Source organism: Candidatus Villigracilis proximus, from assembly GCF_016717045.1.
In the GTDB taxonomy this organism is placed as follows: Bacteria; Chloroflexota; Anaerolineae; order Anaerolineales; family Villigracilaceae; genus Villigracilis; species Villigracilis proximus.
The window spans coordinates 43,858-57,341 of the sequence record NZ_JADJUO010000004.1 but is presented as its reverse complement, the minus strand read 5'-3'; the positions used below and the strand labels follow the sequence as shown (position 1 = coordinate 57,341).

The 13,484-nt window shown below is 47.7% G+C and carries 20 protein-coding genes and 1 pseudogene; 10 read left to right on the top strand and 11 right to left on the bottom strand.

The window, feature by feature from the left end; genetic code table 11:
- Window positions 1–6: 6 nt before the first annotated feature.
- From IPL71_RS04530 to secG, 11 genes and pseudogenes are all read right to left on the bottom strand, one after another.
- Window positions 7–672, bottom strand: coding sequence for a M23 family metallopeptidase (locus tag IPL71_RS04530; protein WP_345319289.1), 666 nt, complete (start codon window positions 670–672; stop codon window positions 7–9).
- A gap of 320 nt (window positions 673–992) precedes the next feature.
- Window positions 993–1,430, bottom strand: a complete 438-nt coding sequence (locus tag IPL71_RS04525; RefSeq protein ID WP_345319287.1) for a hypothetical protein — start codon at window positions 1,428–1,430, stop codon at window positions 993–995.
- A 60-nt stretch (window positions 1,431–1,490) separates the two neighbouring features.
- A complete protein-coding gene (locus tag IPL71_RS25780; RefSeq protein ID WP_514130741.1) occupies window positions 1,491–1,577 on the bottom strand; it encodes a hypothetical protein in 87 nt (28 codons plus the stop codon).
- Complete coding sequence (locus IPL71_RS04520; protein ID WP_345319285.1) at window positions 1,574–1,852, bottom strand: hypothetical protein; 279 nt, start codon at window positions 1,850–1,852, stop codon at window positions 1,574–1,576. Before IPL71_RS04520 ends, IPL71_RS25780 begins: the two co-directional genes overlap by 4 nt.
- 430 nt (window positions 1,853–2,282) lie before the next feature.
- Window positions 2,283–2,597 carry a hypothetical protein gene (locus IPL71_RS04515; RefSeq protein WP_345319283.1) on the bottom strand — a complete coding sequence of 105 codons (315 nt, stop codon included), beginning with the start codon at window positions 2,595–2,597 and terminating at the stop codon, window positions 2,283–2,285.
- Window positions 2,570–2,737 carry a hypothetical protein gene (locus IPL71_RS04510; RefSeq protein WP_345319281.1) on the bottom strand — a complete coding sequence of 56 codons (168 nt, stop codon included), beginning with the start codon at window positions 2,735–2,737 and terminating at the stop codon, window positions 2,570–2,572. The genes IPL71_RS04515 and IPL71_RS04510 overlap by 28 nt, the downstream gene beginning before the upstream one ends.
- A gap of 524 nt (window positions 2,738–3,261) precedes the next feature.
- Window positions 3,262–4,164: pseudogene (locus IPL71_RS04505) on the bottom strand (DUF1385 domain-containing protein).
- 142 nt (window positions 4,165–4,306) lie between these two features.
- Window positions 4,307–5,488: a M20/M25/M40 family metallo-hydrolase gene (locus IPL71_RS04500; protein WP_345319279.1), complete on the bottom strand. Its 1,182-nt coding sequence runs from the start codon at window positions 5,486–5,488 to the stop codon at window positions 4,307–4,309.
- The gene (locus IPL71_RS04495) at window positions 5,454–5,672 is read right to left on the bottom strand and encodes a hypothetical protein (RefSeq protein ID WP_345319277.1); all 219 of its coding nucleotides are present in this window, start codon (window positions 5,670–5,672) and stop codon (window positions 5,454–5,456) included. The genes IPL71_RS04500 and IPL71_RS04495 overlap by 35 nt, the downstream gene beginning before the upstream one ends.
- A 69-nt stretch (window positions 5,673–5,741) precedes the next feature.
- Window positions 5,742–7,433, bottom strand: coding sequence for a peptide ABC transporter substrate-binding protein (locus IPL71_RS04490; protein ID WP_345319275.1), 1,692 nt, complete (start codon window positions 7,431–7,433; stop codon window positions 5,742–5,744).
- 81 nt (window positions 7,434–7,514) lie between these two features.
- On the bottom strand, window positions 7,515–7,730 hold the full coding sequence (gene secG, locus IPL71_RS04485) for a preprotein translocase subunit SecG (protein ID WP_345319273.1): 216 nt from the start codon (window positions 7,728–7,730) through the stop codon (window positions 7,515–7,517).
- A 141-nt stretch (window positions 7,731–7,871) separates the two neighbouring features.
- Here secG and IPL71_RS04480 point away from each other — a divergent pair, with 141 nt between their 5' ends.
- From IPL71_RS04480 to IPL71_RS04435, 10 genes are all read left to right on the top strand, one after another.
- Window positions 7,872–8,051, top strand: a complete 180-nt coding sequence (locus IPL71_RS04480) for a PHP domain-containing protein (RefSeq protein ID WP_345319271.1) — start codon at window positions 7,872–7,874, stop codon at window positions 8,049–8,051.
- A gap of 33 nt (window positions 8,052–8,084) precedes the next feature.
- Window positions 8,085–8,480: a hypothetical protein gene (locus IPL71_RS04475; protein WP_345319269.1), complete on the top strand. Its 396-nt coding sequence runs from the start codon at window positions 8,085–8,087 to the stop codon at window positions 8,478–8,480.
- Between the two features lie 19 nt (window positions 8,481–8,499).
- Window positions 8,500–8,928: a CehA/McbA family metallohydrolase domain-containing protein gene (locus tag IPL71_RS04470; RefSeq protein ID WP_345319267.1), complete on the top strand. Its 429-nt coding sequence runs from the start codon at window positions 8,500–8,502 to the stop codon at window positions 8,926–8,928.
- A gap of 170 nt (window positions 8,929–9,098) precedes the next feature.
- A complete protein-coding gene (locus IPL71_RS04465) occupies window positions 9,099–10,049 on the top strand; it encodes a YajG family lipoprotein (protein ID WP_345319265.1) in 951 nt (316 codons plus the stop codon).
- Window positions 10,050–10,130: 81 nt separating this feature from the next.
- Entirely contained in the window at window positions 10,131–10,481 is a 351-nt protein-coding gene (locus tag IPL71_RS04460) for a hypothetical protein (protein WP_345319263.1), read from the top strand.
- Window positions 10,482–10,730: 249 nt separating this feature from the next.
- Window positions 10,731–11,027, top strand: a complete 297-nt coding sequence (gene rpsF / locus IPL71_RS04455; protein ID WP_345319261.1) for a 30S ribosomal protein S6 — start codon at window positions 10,731–10,733, stop codon at window positions 11,025–11,027.
- Between the two features lie 42 nt (window positions 11,028–11,069).
- Entirely contained in the window at window positions 11,070–11,489 is a 420-nt protein-coding gene (locus tag IPL71_RS04450) for a single-stranded DNA-binding protein (RefSeq protein ID WP_345319260.1), read from the top strand.
- A gap of 17 nt (window positions 11,490–11,506) precedes the next feature.
- Window positions 11,507–11,794, top strand: a complete 288-nt coding sequence (gene rpsR / locus IPL71_RS04445) for a 30S ribosomal protein S18 (protein WP_345319259.1) — start codon at window positions 11,507–11,509, stop codon at window positions 11,792–11,794.
- Between the two features lie 194 nt (window positions 11,795–11,988).
- The gene (locus IPL71_RS04440) at window positions 11,989–12,804 is read left to right on the top strand and encodes a SurA N-terminal domain-containing protein (RefSeq protein ID WP_345319257.1); all 816 of its coding nucleotides are present in this window, start codon (window positions 11,989–11,991) and stop codon (window positions 12,802–12,804) included.
- Window positions 12,780–13,379, top strand: coding sequence for a peptidylprolyl isomerase (locus tag IPL71_RS04435; protein ID WP_345319255.1), 600 nt, complete (start codon window positions 12,780–12,782; stop codon window positions 13,377–13,379). Before IPL71_RS04440 ends, IPL71_RS04435 begins: the two co-directional genes overlap by 25 nt.
- The last annotated feature ends 105 nt before the right edge of the window (window positions 13,380–13,484 follow it).

Genomic DNA, 13,484 nt, shown 5'->3' with positions numbered 1-13,484 from the left:
CCCGCCTCAGGCTGGATCTGAAACAAAATAGTTTCCGGCGGGTTGGGTGCTTGTCAAAGCACCGGAAGCGCGAGAAATTTCATTTCCATTTGCATCCAACAAAACAACTACAGGGGATAGTCCACTTGTGGTTGCCGTGGCGGTTACAGTAAATTTAGTCGGCTCACTTAATTGAAACGGCCAGCGCTCATAACGATACGCATCCACACTGCCTTTATAAACTACATCCCAGGTAATTGGATCACGCAAAACAATTTGAAGATTTGGCACATTCAAAATGGGAACGTAGGAACCGAGAGTTTGTCCGGCCTTTGTAAAAGTTGTTTTGTTCGTGACTACATTGTAATTAATGATCCAGCCTGAAAAAATTGTTTCCTTCATTTTTGGGCGCATCACAAAATGCAAATGCGGACCCGGAAATTCATTCCCCGTGCATACTTTTTGATACTTGCTATCAGCGATCACACCCAAACGTTGATTTCGATAAACAGCAGCGCCAAATGCCACCTGAAGATTATCCAGATGCCAATATTCTGTGATCCAACCATTGCCATGATCTATTTTTACGTGGCAGGTTGATTTTTCAATGATCGTTCCAGCCGCGGCAGCAGTCACCCAGAAATTAGATGTATCCTCTCCGATCTTCATATTAACATGCGGGGCAAAATCCACTGCGCCGCCAATTTTATAATTATGCGGTCTGGAGGGAAGCCGCCGCGTGCCATTGTCGACATCAAAAAGACAAACCTGATAAGGCGCAACATATCACTTGTTTTTGCCTGAGGCGGGTCTAAAAAAATTTAACCAGCGACAATAATGGCGCCCCCGATCCCAATCCCGCTGGTAAGGCAAATTGTCCGGCTGGGAATTATCGGGGTCAGTGGAGGTTACTCCTGGCTCAGGAGCAAGCAAAGCGGTGTACTGATACGGGCTGGGAGTCGAAGTCCCCTGCGCCTTGTCAATATTCAAAGCGACATTTTTTTCACCTATGGTCACACCTGCAAGCGGAGCGGCGAATCTGATTCATTGCGGATGGCAAGCGCGGCGCTCTCTAACGTGAGATTGGTCTGGCATCCTGACAGAGTAACGAATCTCACTTCAGCCAATACACCATTTGCAGTTTGAGGGGTTGTGCTCGCGAAAGAAGCATCCACCAACCCAACCGTTTGAGGAAGGGACAATCCATTCATGCCGATAATGGGGGTGGTGGCATTTACAGGCTGCAAAACAGGCCGGGTCATAACGGATCTGAAAAGTAAATCCCTGCACCGGCGTGGCGGAAAAGAGTTCACCGTCACAATCACCGTTTCTCCAGTTTTGAATGCGGTCGTGCTGGCGGTCAGCCAGATCGTCTCTGCGGTTTGCGCATTGACCTTCAAAACAAAAAAAAGTAAAAAAATTGCGAGTACAAAGGAAGTTATGGATTTCATGGATGCTCCCGAAGAAGGGCGCACTGGATTCCAGTGCGCCCCAAAGGTTATGATGAGATATTACTGCCAGGCGAGCGCGCCAGACATACGATAGTTGCCGGCGACGATTTCCAGATCAAGTACGTTGATGGTGCCATCATTATTCAAATCTGCGGCAGCAGGGCTGACTGCGCGTTATAGCTCATGCCGATGGTCATGGCGTCATATTGGTCAATGACATCATTATTATCAATGTCACCAGCGATCAATGTGACAACGGGCATGATGGTTATATTTCCAGCAGTGAGGACAGCGGCGCCTTGTGCATCAAAAAGCCGTCGGCGCTTGCGATGACGGTATACGTTCCTGCCGGAAGCAGTGAGACTAAAAGTACCGTCGGCATTGGCGACTACGGGGGCTGGTGTGACGCCTTCCGCGAACATGCTAACGGTTACCGACTTGCTGGCGAAAACCTGCCCAGTAAGTGTGCCATCGGTAGGGGAGGCACGCTTACAATTAATAGCGAGGCTGGCCGGACCGTGGAGGCAACACTGTGAGAACACTGCTCACCTTCAGAAACACGGCAGTACAGTCAACAGTTGTGTTACCATCCGCCAACCCTTTGCACTGAAGGTGAAAGCAGACCCGCTGGTGGCCGCTTTATTGCCATTACTTCCTGCCAAGCGCAACAATGAAACTTCCGTTTTGAGGGCCGTTTACGGCCATACCGCATCGGCACCGAAAAGACCTGAATCCGGCGATGTTGCTTACCTGCACCAGAGTGGAATCGTAAGTACATATAAATTCAGCTCCTGGTATCCGGAAGCGGGCACATTATTCAAACTGACAGTGGCTGTTGCGGTCTCATCAATATTAATGCTGACCGGGAGAACAGTTGTGGTGACTGAGGGTCGTGTCTACTACAATTTCGCGAATGGTCAGGGTATAGTAGCCGCTTCCTGCTTCGGGTTGAACTTGAACATAATAATTTCCAAGCGGCTGATTGCTGTTCAATGTGCCGACAGCGCTGGCGATTTCATTATTGGCTTCATCTAGGAGGATGAGCAGGGGGGTTAAGTCGCCATTGGTTGTGGTGACGGTCACCGCAAAATTGTGAGACTCGGCAAAGCTAAGCGGCCATTTTTCATAGCGGTTCGAGTTTACATTGCCGCTATAAACTGCATCCAATAGGTCAGGCTGCGCATGACAATTTCAACAGACCGTACATTTTGAGACTCAGCTTTGGCCTGTGCCTGCTGACTGGTGCCCATCGTGCTAAACAACATGGCAAGCAGGACAAATGCTTGAAACAGATATTTGGACTTCATGGTTATATTCTCCTTTTTTAGAAACATAAATTTACAAAACAAAAATACAAATGATCAAAACCTTTTTACTATTCCTTCATTACACCTCCGAATATGATTTGTTTTCCTCCTGAGTGTCCCGGAGGCGGATCATGCGATTAAGGCAGGCCAGCCATCTTTGTCTTAAACAAACAATCTTCAAGATAACAACATTCCCGCCAGCTATAAACAAACATGGAATATTTGTTTTTTCTATTGTATGACTGTGCTTCTGTTTATTGCGTTACAGCAAAGTTACGGCGATATTGCAACATAATTGCTAAAGAAAAAAATAGACAACGCTCGTCCAGTATGGGCATATTCTTAAAAAATTCCAAGCTGCCACCTTGCAGAATTTACATAAACTTTTAACGCAAAGGCGCAGAGTCGCAAAGAAAAAACATTACACCCTGGTGACTTTGCGTTAAGAAACCCAAATTAAAAACAGGTCAGGAACCACGAGTAGCAACTTGAGTTAAAAAGTAAAAGAGTCGTCTTTAAATAGACTATCCTTTAAAAACACCTTCTTTGTTTTTGATGAAATAAGACCGGATTAAAGAAAGAGACAGGCGATGCCTGTCTCTTTTCTTTAAATCTTTTTGTCTTACGCGATTTCCTGCTCTGCCTTGCGCATGGACTGGAAATGATGCAATCGCAACTTCCAGCATGGTCAGATCGGGGGTGCGGGTGGTGAGATGCTGCATGGCAAGGTTATGCATCAACATTTGAACAAATGGATTTTTCAAATGATTCGCCGTCCAGCGGATGTATTCGATGGAGATGCCGGCCAGAATGGGGATAAATAAAATGCGGGTTGCAAGCCGCCATCCAATGACATGGGCCCAATGCTGTAAATACCAGAATGGAAAGCAAAACCAAAGTTAGCAGGAAGGCTGTGCCGCAGCGGGCGTGTTCGATCGGATAATTTGCCACGACTTCGAGGTCAGCTCTGCGCCGGCTTCAAAGGCGTTGATGGTTTTATGTTCGGCGCCGTGATACATGAAGAGGCGCGTTACATCGGGCATGAAACTGATGCCCCAGATGTAGCCAATGAAGAAGAGCAAACGCAGGACACCTTCAAGCAGGTTGCCGATCCACAGCCCGGAGGATGGGATTTTGCTTTGCAGCAGATGCTCAGCCCACCCACCCAGTGCAGCAGGAAGCAAAAAGAAGAGTCCAATGCCCATGGTGAGAGACAGTCCCAACGTTAAGTAAAGAGCCGGACCTTCCAATTTTTCATCCTCACCGGTTTGGGTGTTCGCAGAAAGTGTGAGGGCGCGCATTCCGAGTCCGAGGGCATCCCATAAAAGAATGGAGCCGCGCAGAAAGGGGATTTTGGTAATGCCTGAACGATAAACGTTGGCAAGTTTTTCTGTATGAATTGCGATCGTGCCATCAGGCGCGCGCATGGCAACCGCATATGCTTTTTGCCCGCGCATCATGACGCCTTCAATAACCGCTTGTCCGCCGTAGGTGATGATTCTATCTTCCATTGATTCCTTTGATTATTTTTTAAAATCCGGGAGCAAGCTCCCGGACTCCATAGAGATCTTATTTCATGTTGAAAAAGAAATGGATAAACGCATCCATGTTCTTGTGCCAGGTTGGCAGGTGCATACGTTCGTTTGGCGAGTGGATATTGTCATCGGGCAGACCGCCGCCGACAAGGCCTGATTCAACGCCGCAGATATTTTGCAGCATGGCAACGACGCCAATTGAGCCGCCTTCACGGCGATAGAAAGGCTTTCTGCCCCAAACAGTTTCCATGGCGGCATCCAGAGCACGCACGCCAGCGGTGTTGGTATCGGTGATGGCCCACGGACTATCGTGCAGGGGTTTCACTTCCCATGTGATGGTCTTCGGCGCGTGTTCTTCAAGATATTGTTTAAGTTGCTTTTCAACGATCGCGGGGTCTTGATCTGGCACGAGGCGGCAGGAAATTTTTGCCATGGCGCGGGCGGGAAGAACGGTCTTTGAACCGGGACCTGTCCAACCGGAGAGCAGGCCGTTGATCTCAAGTGTGGGACGTGCGCCTGTGCGTAACGCGGGCGTGAATTCTTTTTCACCCCACAATGCAGGGACGCCTGTTTGCTGTAAATAACTTTCAGGAGTTGTGGGAAGTTTTGCGGTATCTTCGCGTTCCTGATCGGTGACGATGCGCACAGAATCATAAAAGCCGGGCAGGGTGACTGTGCCATTGGCATCGTGCATACCTGCAATTAATTCGGCCAATGCCTGTGCGGGGTTGTGGACTGTGCCGCCAAACAAACCGGAGTGCAGATCACGCGGCGGGCCGTAGACATGCAATTCAAAATAAGCAAGTCCGCGCAGACCGAAGGTGATGGTCGGTTCGTCGGCTGAGATCGCGCCGGCATCGGGATTTAGACAAAAGTCAGCTTTGAACAAGTCTTTGTGCTGAGGGAGGAAATTTCCCATGTTCATTGAGCCGATTTCTTCTTCGCCTTCGAGCATGAACTTTAAGTTGACGGGGAAATCGCCGGTCTTCATGATGGCTTCCACAGCGTTTATGGTTGCCATCACTTGTCCCTTCATGTCTGAAGAGCCGCGCGCGAAAAGATAGTCACCTTTTACGACTGCGTCAAAAGGCGCGGTTTCCCAGAGTTCGATCGGGTCAACGGGCTGCACATCGTAATGTCCGTAGATCAAGACGGTGGGCGCGCCGGGTTTCTTTAACAAGTCACCATACACAACGGGATGTCCGCCAGTGGGCATGAGCTTTATTTTCGATGCCAATAGTCCGCAGGTGAGCGGCAGCCCATTCAGCGGCCTGTGTGACTTGAGCCTTGTAGGCATCATCAGTGGAGATGGATTCGATCTTGATGAATTCAGATAATTCTTTGGTAAAACGCTCACGGTTTTCGTGGGCATACGCAATGGCCTTTTTTGCATCAGACATGATGATCGCTCCTTGAAATGGTTGTCATTTTTTAACGAGGATATCTTTATTTTCTTCGCTGCACAAAAATTAAGGGACAAGGGTCGGCACAGGGGTTTGTTCCAGAGTGCGGCGCGTGACGAGGAACCACTCTGCAATGAGGGCAAAGCGGTCGCTAACATCATACAACATGGGAGCAACTTGAACGCCCTGCACTTGCACATCCACGCCATAGGAATAGACGGGATAATATAAAGGCAGTGAAGGCATATCCTTGGCAAACAAAACCTGGAAATTGCGGTACAAACGCGCGCGATCTTCAAAGTTCGTTGCGGTACGCGCAGTCTCGAGAAATTCACTGGCTGTACGATTGTCCCATTGGGAATAGTTTTGTCCGCCGGTGGCTTCAGATTGATGCCAGAAGAGATAGGGATCGGGGTCGGGCGTGCGCGCAGTGTTCAAGTCGGCAAGCACGGCTTGATAATTTCGCGTTGTGAGGAAATCATTGATCAAACTATCATAAGGAACCGCTTGCAATTCTATTTGCACACCGATCAAAGCCCAATCTGATTGAATGGCTTGAGCAATTTGAGTGTGGAGCGTGTCATCGGGGTGTATCAGTGTAAAGCTTAAGAATTGACCGTCTTTGGCGCGCACATCCCCCCCGCCAGCGGGGATTGCATATCCATCTTCTTTAAGTAATACTGCAGCGGCATCGGGGTCGTAGTCAAATTTTTCGATCTCATCATAGTAAGCCCATGAGCCCGGCAAAATAGGACCATCAGCGATGATGGCTTGTCCCTGCATGATGTGCGAAACTATATTTTTACGATTGATGCCCAGTAAAAGTGCGCGCCGTACTTTTTCGCTTTGCAGGAATGGCACGCCGGGATTATTAAGGTTTAAGAAGACCAGTCCCATTTGCGGCAAACGGCTGGTATAGACTGAAAACGCCGGCTCGATCAATGCCTGCTGTAAAATATCATTGGTGAGCTGACTCACGCCAAGCACTTCACCCTGCTGATAGGCATCAAAGGCGGCGGCAGAATTGGGGTAAAAGCGGAAAACAACCTGCTCAATGAACGGCGCGGGTAAATAATAATCCTTGTTGACATTAAGCACGACGCCGGAAATCTGGCCGCCGCTGGTTAGGATGCGGTCAAATTTATAGGGACCGGTGCCGATCGGCTGTAAATTAAATTCAGCATTGGCTAGCTGGTCAGCCGGGACTGTCTCAAGCAGATGTTTGGGCAATATGCCAAAGGTGACGTAATCCAAAAACGGAGAAAATGGTTCAGGGAGTTTGAATTGCAGAGTCTTGTCGTTAAATCTTTTTATCTCAATTTGAGACCACAAGTCTTTGATGTCCTGTGGAAAAAGAGAGCCGGAACTCTTGATCAATTCAATGGTGAAGATAACATCATCCGCGGTGACAGGTTCGCCGTCATGCCAGACAGCACCCGGTCTGATCGAGAAATTATAGAGAGTGCCATCGGAGGAGGTTCCCCACGATTCAGCCAGATCGGGCTGGGGCAGGCCATGCGAGTCAAAACGGATCAATCCGCTAAAGATCAGGCGATTGACATCGCGATCTGCAGAGTTGTTCCAATCCAACATGGGATTAAGCCGCCCCATGGAACCGATCAGCGCTTCGGTATAAATACCACCAGACGCGGCTTCGGGCGAGGTAACAATACTTACTGGTTGTTGGCTGAGCAATAGCAAAGCTACGATCACAATTGTGACCGCTACAACCAAAATCTGCCAGCGTAATCTTTTCATAATAGGTTGGGAAATAAAGAAAGGCCGCCGCCGCCCCGCGTTTAGGGCAAAGACCCGGCGGCCTTTACAGGCTTGAGATTCTTATCCGACGAGAATGACAGCGATGACCAGACCAAAAAAGATCACAGCCAATACGATCGTTACCCAAAACAGGATACGCTCAATGCCACGGCGGGCAGTGAACACACCACCCGTGTCCGCGCCGGTCAGGCCGCCCAACCCTGCGCCTTTACTTTGCAGGATAACGCCAGCGATCAAACCCACTGAGGTTATAATCAACGCGATATTCAAAAACATACTCATACGATGTGCCTCCTTGAAATTAGCGGGCAAATTATACCTGTTTCCGAAGCGAATCGTCAACAAGGGGTTCAGGCCAATAAAAAAATTCCCTTTCTTCATTAATTTGGAAAAGGAAAAAACGATAAAGAGGAATTTATGCACGAAGTCGTCGTCAACCTGCACATGCACACCAGATACTCTGATGGAAGCGGCTTACACCGTGACATTGCCAAAGCAGCCTTCACCGCCGGCGTGGACGTGGTGATCGTGACCGACCATAATATATTGGTACAGGGCTTTGAAGGATATTATAAAGAGAAGAACAAAAAATATTGATGCTGATCGGGGAGGAAGTACACGACCAGGCGCGTGACCCGCAGAAAAATCATCTATTGGTATTTTAATGCCGGCCATGAAATGGCGACATTTGCAGAAAGTCCGCAGTTGTTGATCAACAAAGTGCGCGATGCGGGCGGACTTGCCTTTCTGGCGCATCCCGACGACCCGGAAGCTGCCGCATTTCGAGAGACAGATATTTCGTGGGAAGATTGGTCGGTGCAAAATTATACGGGCATTGAATTATGGAATGCGCTGAGCGAACTAAAGACAATCGTGCCGACCAAATTGCATGGCGCGTTCTATGCCCTATTCCGGCGCTTGTGGCACCATCCCATTCCAAACACAATTGCGAAATGGGATGAACTGCTGGGTACGGTCAACGGGTGGTGGCGATCGGCGGCTCCGATGCGCACGCCCTGCACATGAGTCTGGGACAAATCAGCAGGTGATCTTTCCGTATGAATTTCATTTCCGCACCGTAAACACACATGTCATTCTAGCGGACTCTTTAATCGGGGATGTGAATGCCGATAAAAAAGCGATCTATGCCGCGCTGGAAAAGGGTCACTGTTTCGTTGGGTATGATCTCCCCGCTGCCACTCGCGGATTTCACTTCACCGCGCAGGGAATGGACAAAACAGCGATCATGGGCGATGAAATCCCTGCGAAAGGCGGAGTCACATTACAAGCGCGGATTCCATCCGAGGCGGAAATCCGCTTGCTGAAGGATGGAGTGGTCATCAAAACCTGGAAGAAGGGACTCTCCTGTACGCACATCACCACAGAGCCAGGTGTATATCGCATCGAAGTCTATCGCAGGTATCTCGGAAAACTGCGCGGATGGATCTACAGCAACCCGATCTATGTGCGGTAGTGGTAACTCGAACCTATGGAGTCGGACAGCTTGCTGTCCGTTTTATCCGTAAAAGTTCTCCAATTTTTCGCCTACAGAATAATTTTATGGCTAAATTTTATACTTCAATCCATCACAATTGCGAACTACTGGATATGCGTCAAGCCTTTTGAAAGACGGAGGATATTCCCATGAAAAATATATTTTTCATTTTATTGACTGCGCTGCTCGCCGCTTGCGTCGCACAACCCGCTGCGCCGACTGTAACCATTACACCTCCCCCAGCAATGACCATAACCCCAAGCGCCATCCCAATCGCAAGCGTGACGCCTATCCCCACAGAGGCTCCACTTCCAGAAGGGATAAAGGTACTTCAGGAAAAATTAGCAGATACTGGTTATTCAGTTGGCTGGAGCAAGGAAAACAAACATCAAACGGCAATTTTCTTTACTGATAAAGATGGTAAAAAAGTAGAAGTTCCAGAGATTGTTATAAACGCAGACGGTAGCGGCTGGAAAAGAACATATTTATTTGATAATCCTTCAGGCACACCAGAAGAATTTACTGTAAAAGGAACAGCTGCTGAAATCAAAGTGGAAACAATTGATGGAGCAAAAAGATTAGACTTTCCAGGTTGGAAAATTGCGGGTGGAAAATGGGTGAGAGAAATCAGGACACAAGCAGGCAAAGAAATACCATTGAAAGTTTATTCAATGGATGAGGCAATTCAAATTTTGAAGTCAGTTAAAGGAAACAGAGAACAATCAGGAAAGAGGGAACAATTACTCAGAGCAAAATATGGAACAAAGGAACCAGACGTTTTAGAAATTTCAGAAGGTATATTCGTGAGAGTAGAGACAATACATCCAGAATTAGGAAAAGGGACATATACAAACGACAATGAAGTATATACACCTGACAGAGATCCAAAAAATGATATTCCGGTAATTTTTTATGGGTATTGTGCAATATCAATTAATGATGATGGAAATTTTGATACTGGCTTTGTTTATTACAAAGACGAACCAGGTACACAACACGAAATACTAGTTGATTACCCTCACATAAACACAAAGCCTAAAGACCAACACGGTTCTTCATTTGTTATTAAAATTGACATTCGTAGTAATTTGAGTACATAATGATAATGTGAAACAAAAATTATCATTAGCATATTTCTCTTCATTTTAGTTCTATTTTGGACTGTTCTTTATTCATTTTTTTTGGCAAATAATTCAAAAATACTTTCAGTTCGAAATTTATATTTTAGCAAACTTGACGCATTACTTCCTCCAAAAGCACTACTTTATGCAGCACGACCTTTGAAACTAAACGATGATGGAACTTTTATTTATAAATTTCCAGGTATATTTCAAGAATTTGATTTTAAGAATTCTATTATAGTAATGAAAGATTTATATGGCAGGACTTGGAAGTTTAAATACATTCCTAATGAAAAAACAGATAATTATGATAAGTTGATGTTTAATGAAATGGTAATAGCAAAAGATAAAAGTTCTGTGACAGTGAAAGAGTCTCTTAAAAGATTTCCGAAGTCTACTGCTGCCGTTTGAGATGTTCCCTATTTTGTATGCAGGTTACCCCCCATCAGCAAGCTGATGGACTCCACAATGGGAGAAAATATCCTTCGGACGGAGGCAGGTTTCAGTTAAGAGCGAAGCGGGGGTTTCATCCCAAAAAAAGATTCTTGTGGTAAACTCCGTCCGCTCTATAAAATAGTACGTCTTCAAATAACGTGCTTTCCGTTCCCAGCAAGCCTACGGCTTGAATAGGAACAAACCCATGGAAAGGAGGTTTTCCCTATGCGTAAGTATGAATTAATTTGTGTTATCCAGCCCGATCTGGACGAAGCCGCTTTTAACGGCGTGGTTGAGAAGGTGAAAGGTTGGATCAGTGATTCGGGCGGTACAGTAGACAAGGTTGATGTTTGGGGCCGTCGTAAGTTGGCCTACATCATCAAGAAGCAGCGCGAAGGTCAGTTCGTTTTGTTGAATATGACCATGAGCCCTGCCGCTACATCCGAGCTCGAACGCAATCTGCGTTTCCAGGAAACGCTGTTGCGTCACATGCTTTCTGTCGCTGTTGCTGTTTCTGCATAATTGTTGTCGCTTTGCCCGGTAATTTTTATCAAGGAGATCCTCATGAGCCGAGGCCTTAATAAAGTTCAGATCATTGGACATCTGGGGAAAGACCCCGAGATGCGCTACACCCCTTCAGGAAAACCCGTGACCACTTTTTCTGTGGCAGTGAGCCGTACGTGGAATAGCGCGGACGGTGAACGTCACAGCGAAACCGAATGGTTCAATGTGGTGGCCTGGGGAAATCTCGCAGAAATTTGCAAGCAATATCTTGTAAAGGGCCAGCAGGTTTATGTTGAAGGACGCCTGCAAACCCGCCGCTGGGATGATAAAGAAGGTCAAAAGCATACCAGTGTGGAGATCGTTGCCAACGAGATGATGATGCTGGGCGACCGACGCGATTCGAACAACAATCATTCGCAGGAAGTTGACACTGTTTCTTCCGACGGCGGTTCCGCTGCGGAAGATGAGTTCCCGTTCTAATTTGTTTGGAGTAAATCATGAGTGAAGAACGTAATTATTCAGGCGGCGAAGGCGGCGGCGGTGACCGCAAGTTTTTCGCAAAGCCCAAGTTTTGCCAATTTTGTGCAGATAAGACATTGGTCATCGAATACAAGAAGATCGATCTCCTGCGCAAATATATAACTGAAGAAGGCAAGATCCGCCCACGCCGCCAGACCGGCGCGTGCGCGAAGCACCAACGTGTAGTGGCCGCAGCTGTCAAGCAGGCGCGCCATGTAGCGTTCCTGCCTTTTAGCGGCAGATCACTAGACGATAGTCGTTCCTAGTTGCCAAAAGAATTTCGCGGGGCATGGGAAGCATCTTTCCATGCCCCGAATTTATGTTAAGAGACTGTTTCTTAAAGGCTTTTCACTACACGCGCTTTGCGCATGGAATTCACAGAGTTAATGGTCTCCTGCTCTGTGGATGTTCGTCCATTCCCATTGTGGTGAAAAATTTTTGAGAATGAAGGAGTACGAAAATGGATAATGAATCGGGCAAGAAGCCCGTTACACACAAGAAACACGTTGCCCGCCTTGAACGCGAGCGCCAGCAAAGCCGCATGATTCTGTATGTGTTCATTGGCATTCTTAGCGCCGTTGTACTTTTGCTGGTCTACGGATATTTGGATATTAACTATTTCCAACTTCAGAAACCTGTGGCAAAGGTTGGAGAAACTGAGATCCTCGCAAAAGATTTTCAAGCGCGCGTGCGCCTGCAACGCCAGCAATTGTTAATGCAATACAGCCAGTACTCACAATACGCGCAGGTATTCGGCATGGATGTAACCGCCCAGTTACAACAAATTCAAAGTTCACTTGATTCCTCTGAAGCCACCGGTCAGACAGTGCTCGACCAGTTGATCAATGAGGAACTGATTCGCCAGGAAGCGGCGAAACGCGGCATAGTTGTCAGCGAAGCAGAACTGGACGAAGTAATGCGGAGCGCCTTCGGGTATTTCCATGATGGCACCCCCACCACCTCCGTCACCCCCAAAAATGTCGCCCTGCCAGATGTGCCGGAAGAAGCATTCACAATCGTGACCAAGACTCCAGTTCCCAGCGCAACACCAGAATTCACTGCGACCGTGGAAACCATCGCATCAGACTCAGCGACAACGGGTACGCCTGCCGCAACAGCAACCGTTGTGCCTTCAGCGACCCCACAGCCACACTTGTTCCCACCAGCGAAGTCACCTTCACCCCTGAACCAACCGCCACACCGTACACTCTCGAAGGCTACCAAACTGAAGTGGATAGCGCCGCCGAAAGAATGGAAAAACTTGGTTTCAAGGTAGAAGATTACAAATCTCTCTTCGAAGCGCAACTGTTACAGGAAAAACTTCAAGAATCCATCACCGCTGACATATCCAATACCCAACAACAGGTTTGGGCCCGTCACATTTTGGTTCAAGACGGGGCTCTGGCTGTCACTATCATCGAAAAATTAAAGAGCGGCGGAGATTTTGCGGCTCTTGCGCAGGAATTCTCCGAAGACGGTTCCGCTGCAACTGGCGGTGACCTGGGCTGGTTCGGCACTGGCGCAATGGTGCCGGAGTTTGAAACCGCCGCATTTGCTTTGGAAAAACCGGGTGACTTCACACTTACCCCTGTTCAAAGTCAGTTCGGTCTTCACATCATTCGATTGATCGCGAAGCAGGATCGTCCACTCAGCGCAGAACAATATGACACCGCGAAAAACACTGCCTTCCAGGAATGGCTAACCGCCGCCCGCGAAGAATACAGCGTTGAGACTTTCGACTTTTGGAAACAACTCGTCCCCACCGAACCCAACTTCATCACCATCGCGACAGATTCAGCAATTGAACAACTTACCGCGATTGCGAAGGAACCAACCGCCACACCGAAGTAAAACAAGGATGAAGGCTGAAGGATAAATGAAAGACAAAAAAATCCTGAAGTCACTTCCGAAACATTCATTTACAAAAAAGCCCGACTCAAATTTGAGTCGGGCTTT

Bases quoted from the DNA above. Each gene is read 5' to 3' on its own strand.
- IPL71_RS04525 (WP_345319287.1), bottom strand. From the start codon at position 1,430: ATGAAATCCATAACTTCCTTTGTACTCGCAATTTTTTTACTTTTTTTT.
- IPL71_RS04520 (WP_345319285.1), bottom strand. From the start codon at position 1,852: ATGTTCGCGGAAGGCGTCACACCAGCCCCCGTAGTCGCCAATGCCGAC.
- IPL71_RS04510 (WP_345319281.1), bottom strand. From the start codon at position 2,737: ATGAAGTCCAAATATCTGTTTCAAGCATTTGTCCTGCTTGCCATGTTG.
- IPL71_RS04500 (WP_345319279.1), bottom strand. From the start codon at position 5,488: ATGCCCACTGGCGGACATCCCGTTGTGTATGGTGACTTGTTAAAGAAA.
- IPL71_RS04495 (WP_345319277.1), bottom strand. From the start codon at position 5,672: ATGTCTGATGCAAAAAAGGCCATTGCGTATGCCCACGAAAACCGTGAG.
- IPL71_RS04490 (WP_345319275.1), bottom strand. From the start codon at position 7,433: ATGAAAAGATTACGCTGGCAGATTTTGGTTGTAGCGGTCACAATTGTG.
- secG (WP_345319273.1), bottom strand. From the start codon at position 7,730: ATGTTTTTGAATATCGCGTTGATTATAACCTCAGTGGGTTTGATCGCT.
- IPL71_RS04480 (WP_345319271.1), top strand. From the start codon at position 7,872: ATGCACGAAGTCGTCGTCAACCTGCACATGCACACCAGATACTCTGAT.
- IPL71_RS04465 (WP_345319265.1), top strand. From the start codon at position 9,099: ATGAAAAATATATTTTTCATTTTATTGACTGCGCTGCTCGCCGCTTGC.
- rpsF (WP_345319261.1), top strand. From the start codon at position 10,731: ATGCGTAAGTATGAATTAATTTGTGTTATCCAGCCCGATCTGGACGAA.
- IPL71_RS04450 (WP_345319260.1), top strand. From the start codon at position 11,070: ATGAGCCGAGGCCTTAATAAAGTTCAGATCATTGGACATCTGGGGAAA.
- rpsR (WP_345319259.1), top strand. From the start codon at position 11,507: ATGAGTGAAGAACGTAATTATTCAGGCGGCGAAGGCGGCGGCGGTGAC.
- IPL71_RS04440 (WP_345319257.1), top strand. From the start codon at position 11,989: ATGGATAATGAATCGGGCAAGAAGCCCGTTACACACAAGAAACACGTT.
- IPL71_RS04435 (WP_345319255.1), top strand. From the start codon at position 12,780: ATGGAAAAACTTGGTTTCAAGGTAGAAGATTACAAATCTCTCTTCGAA.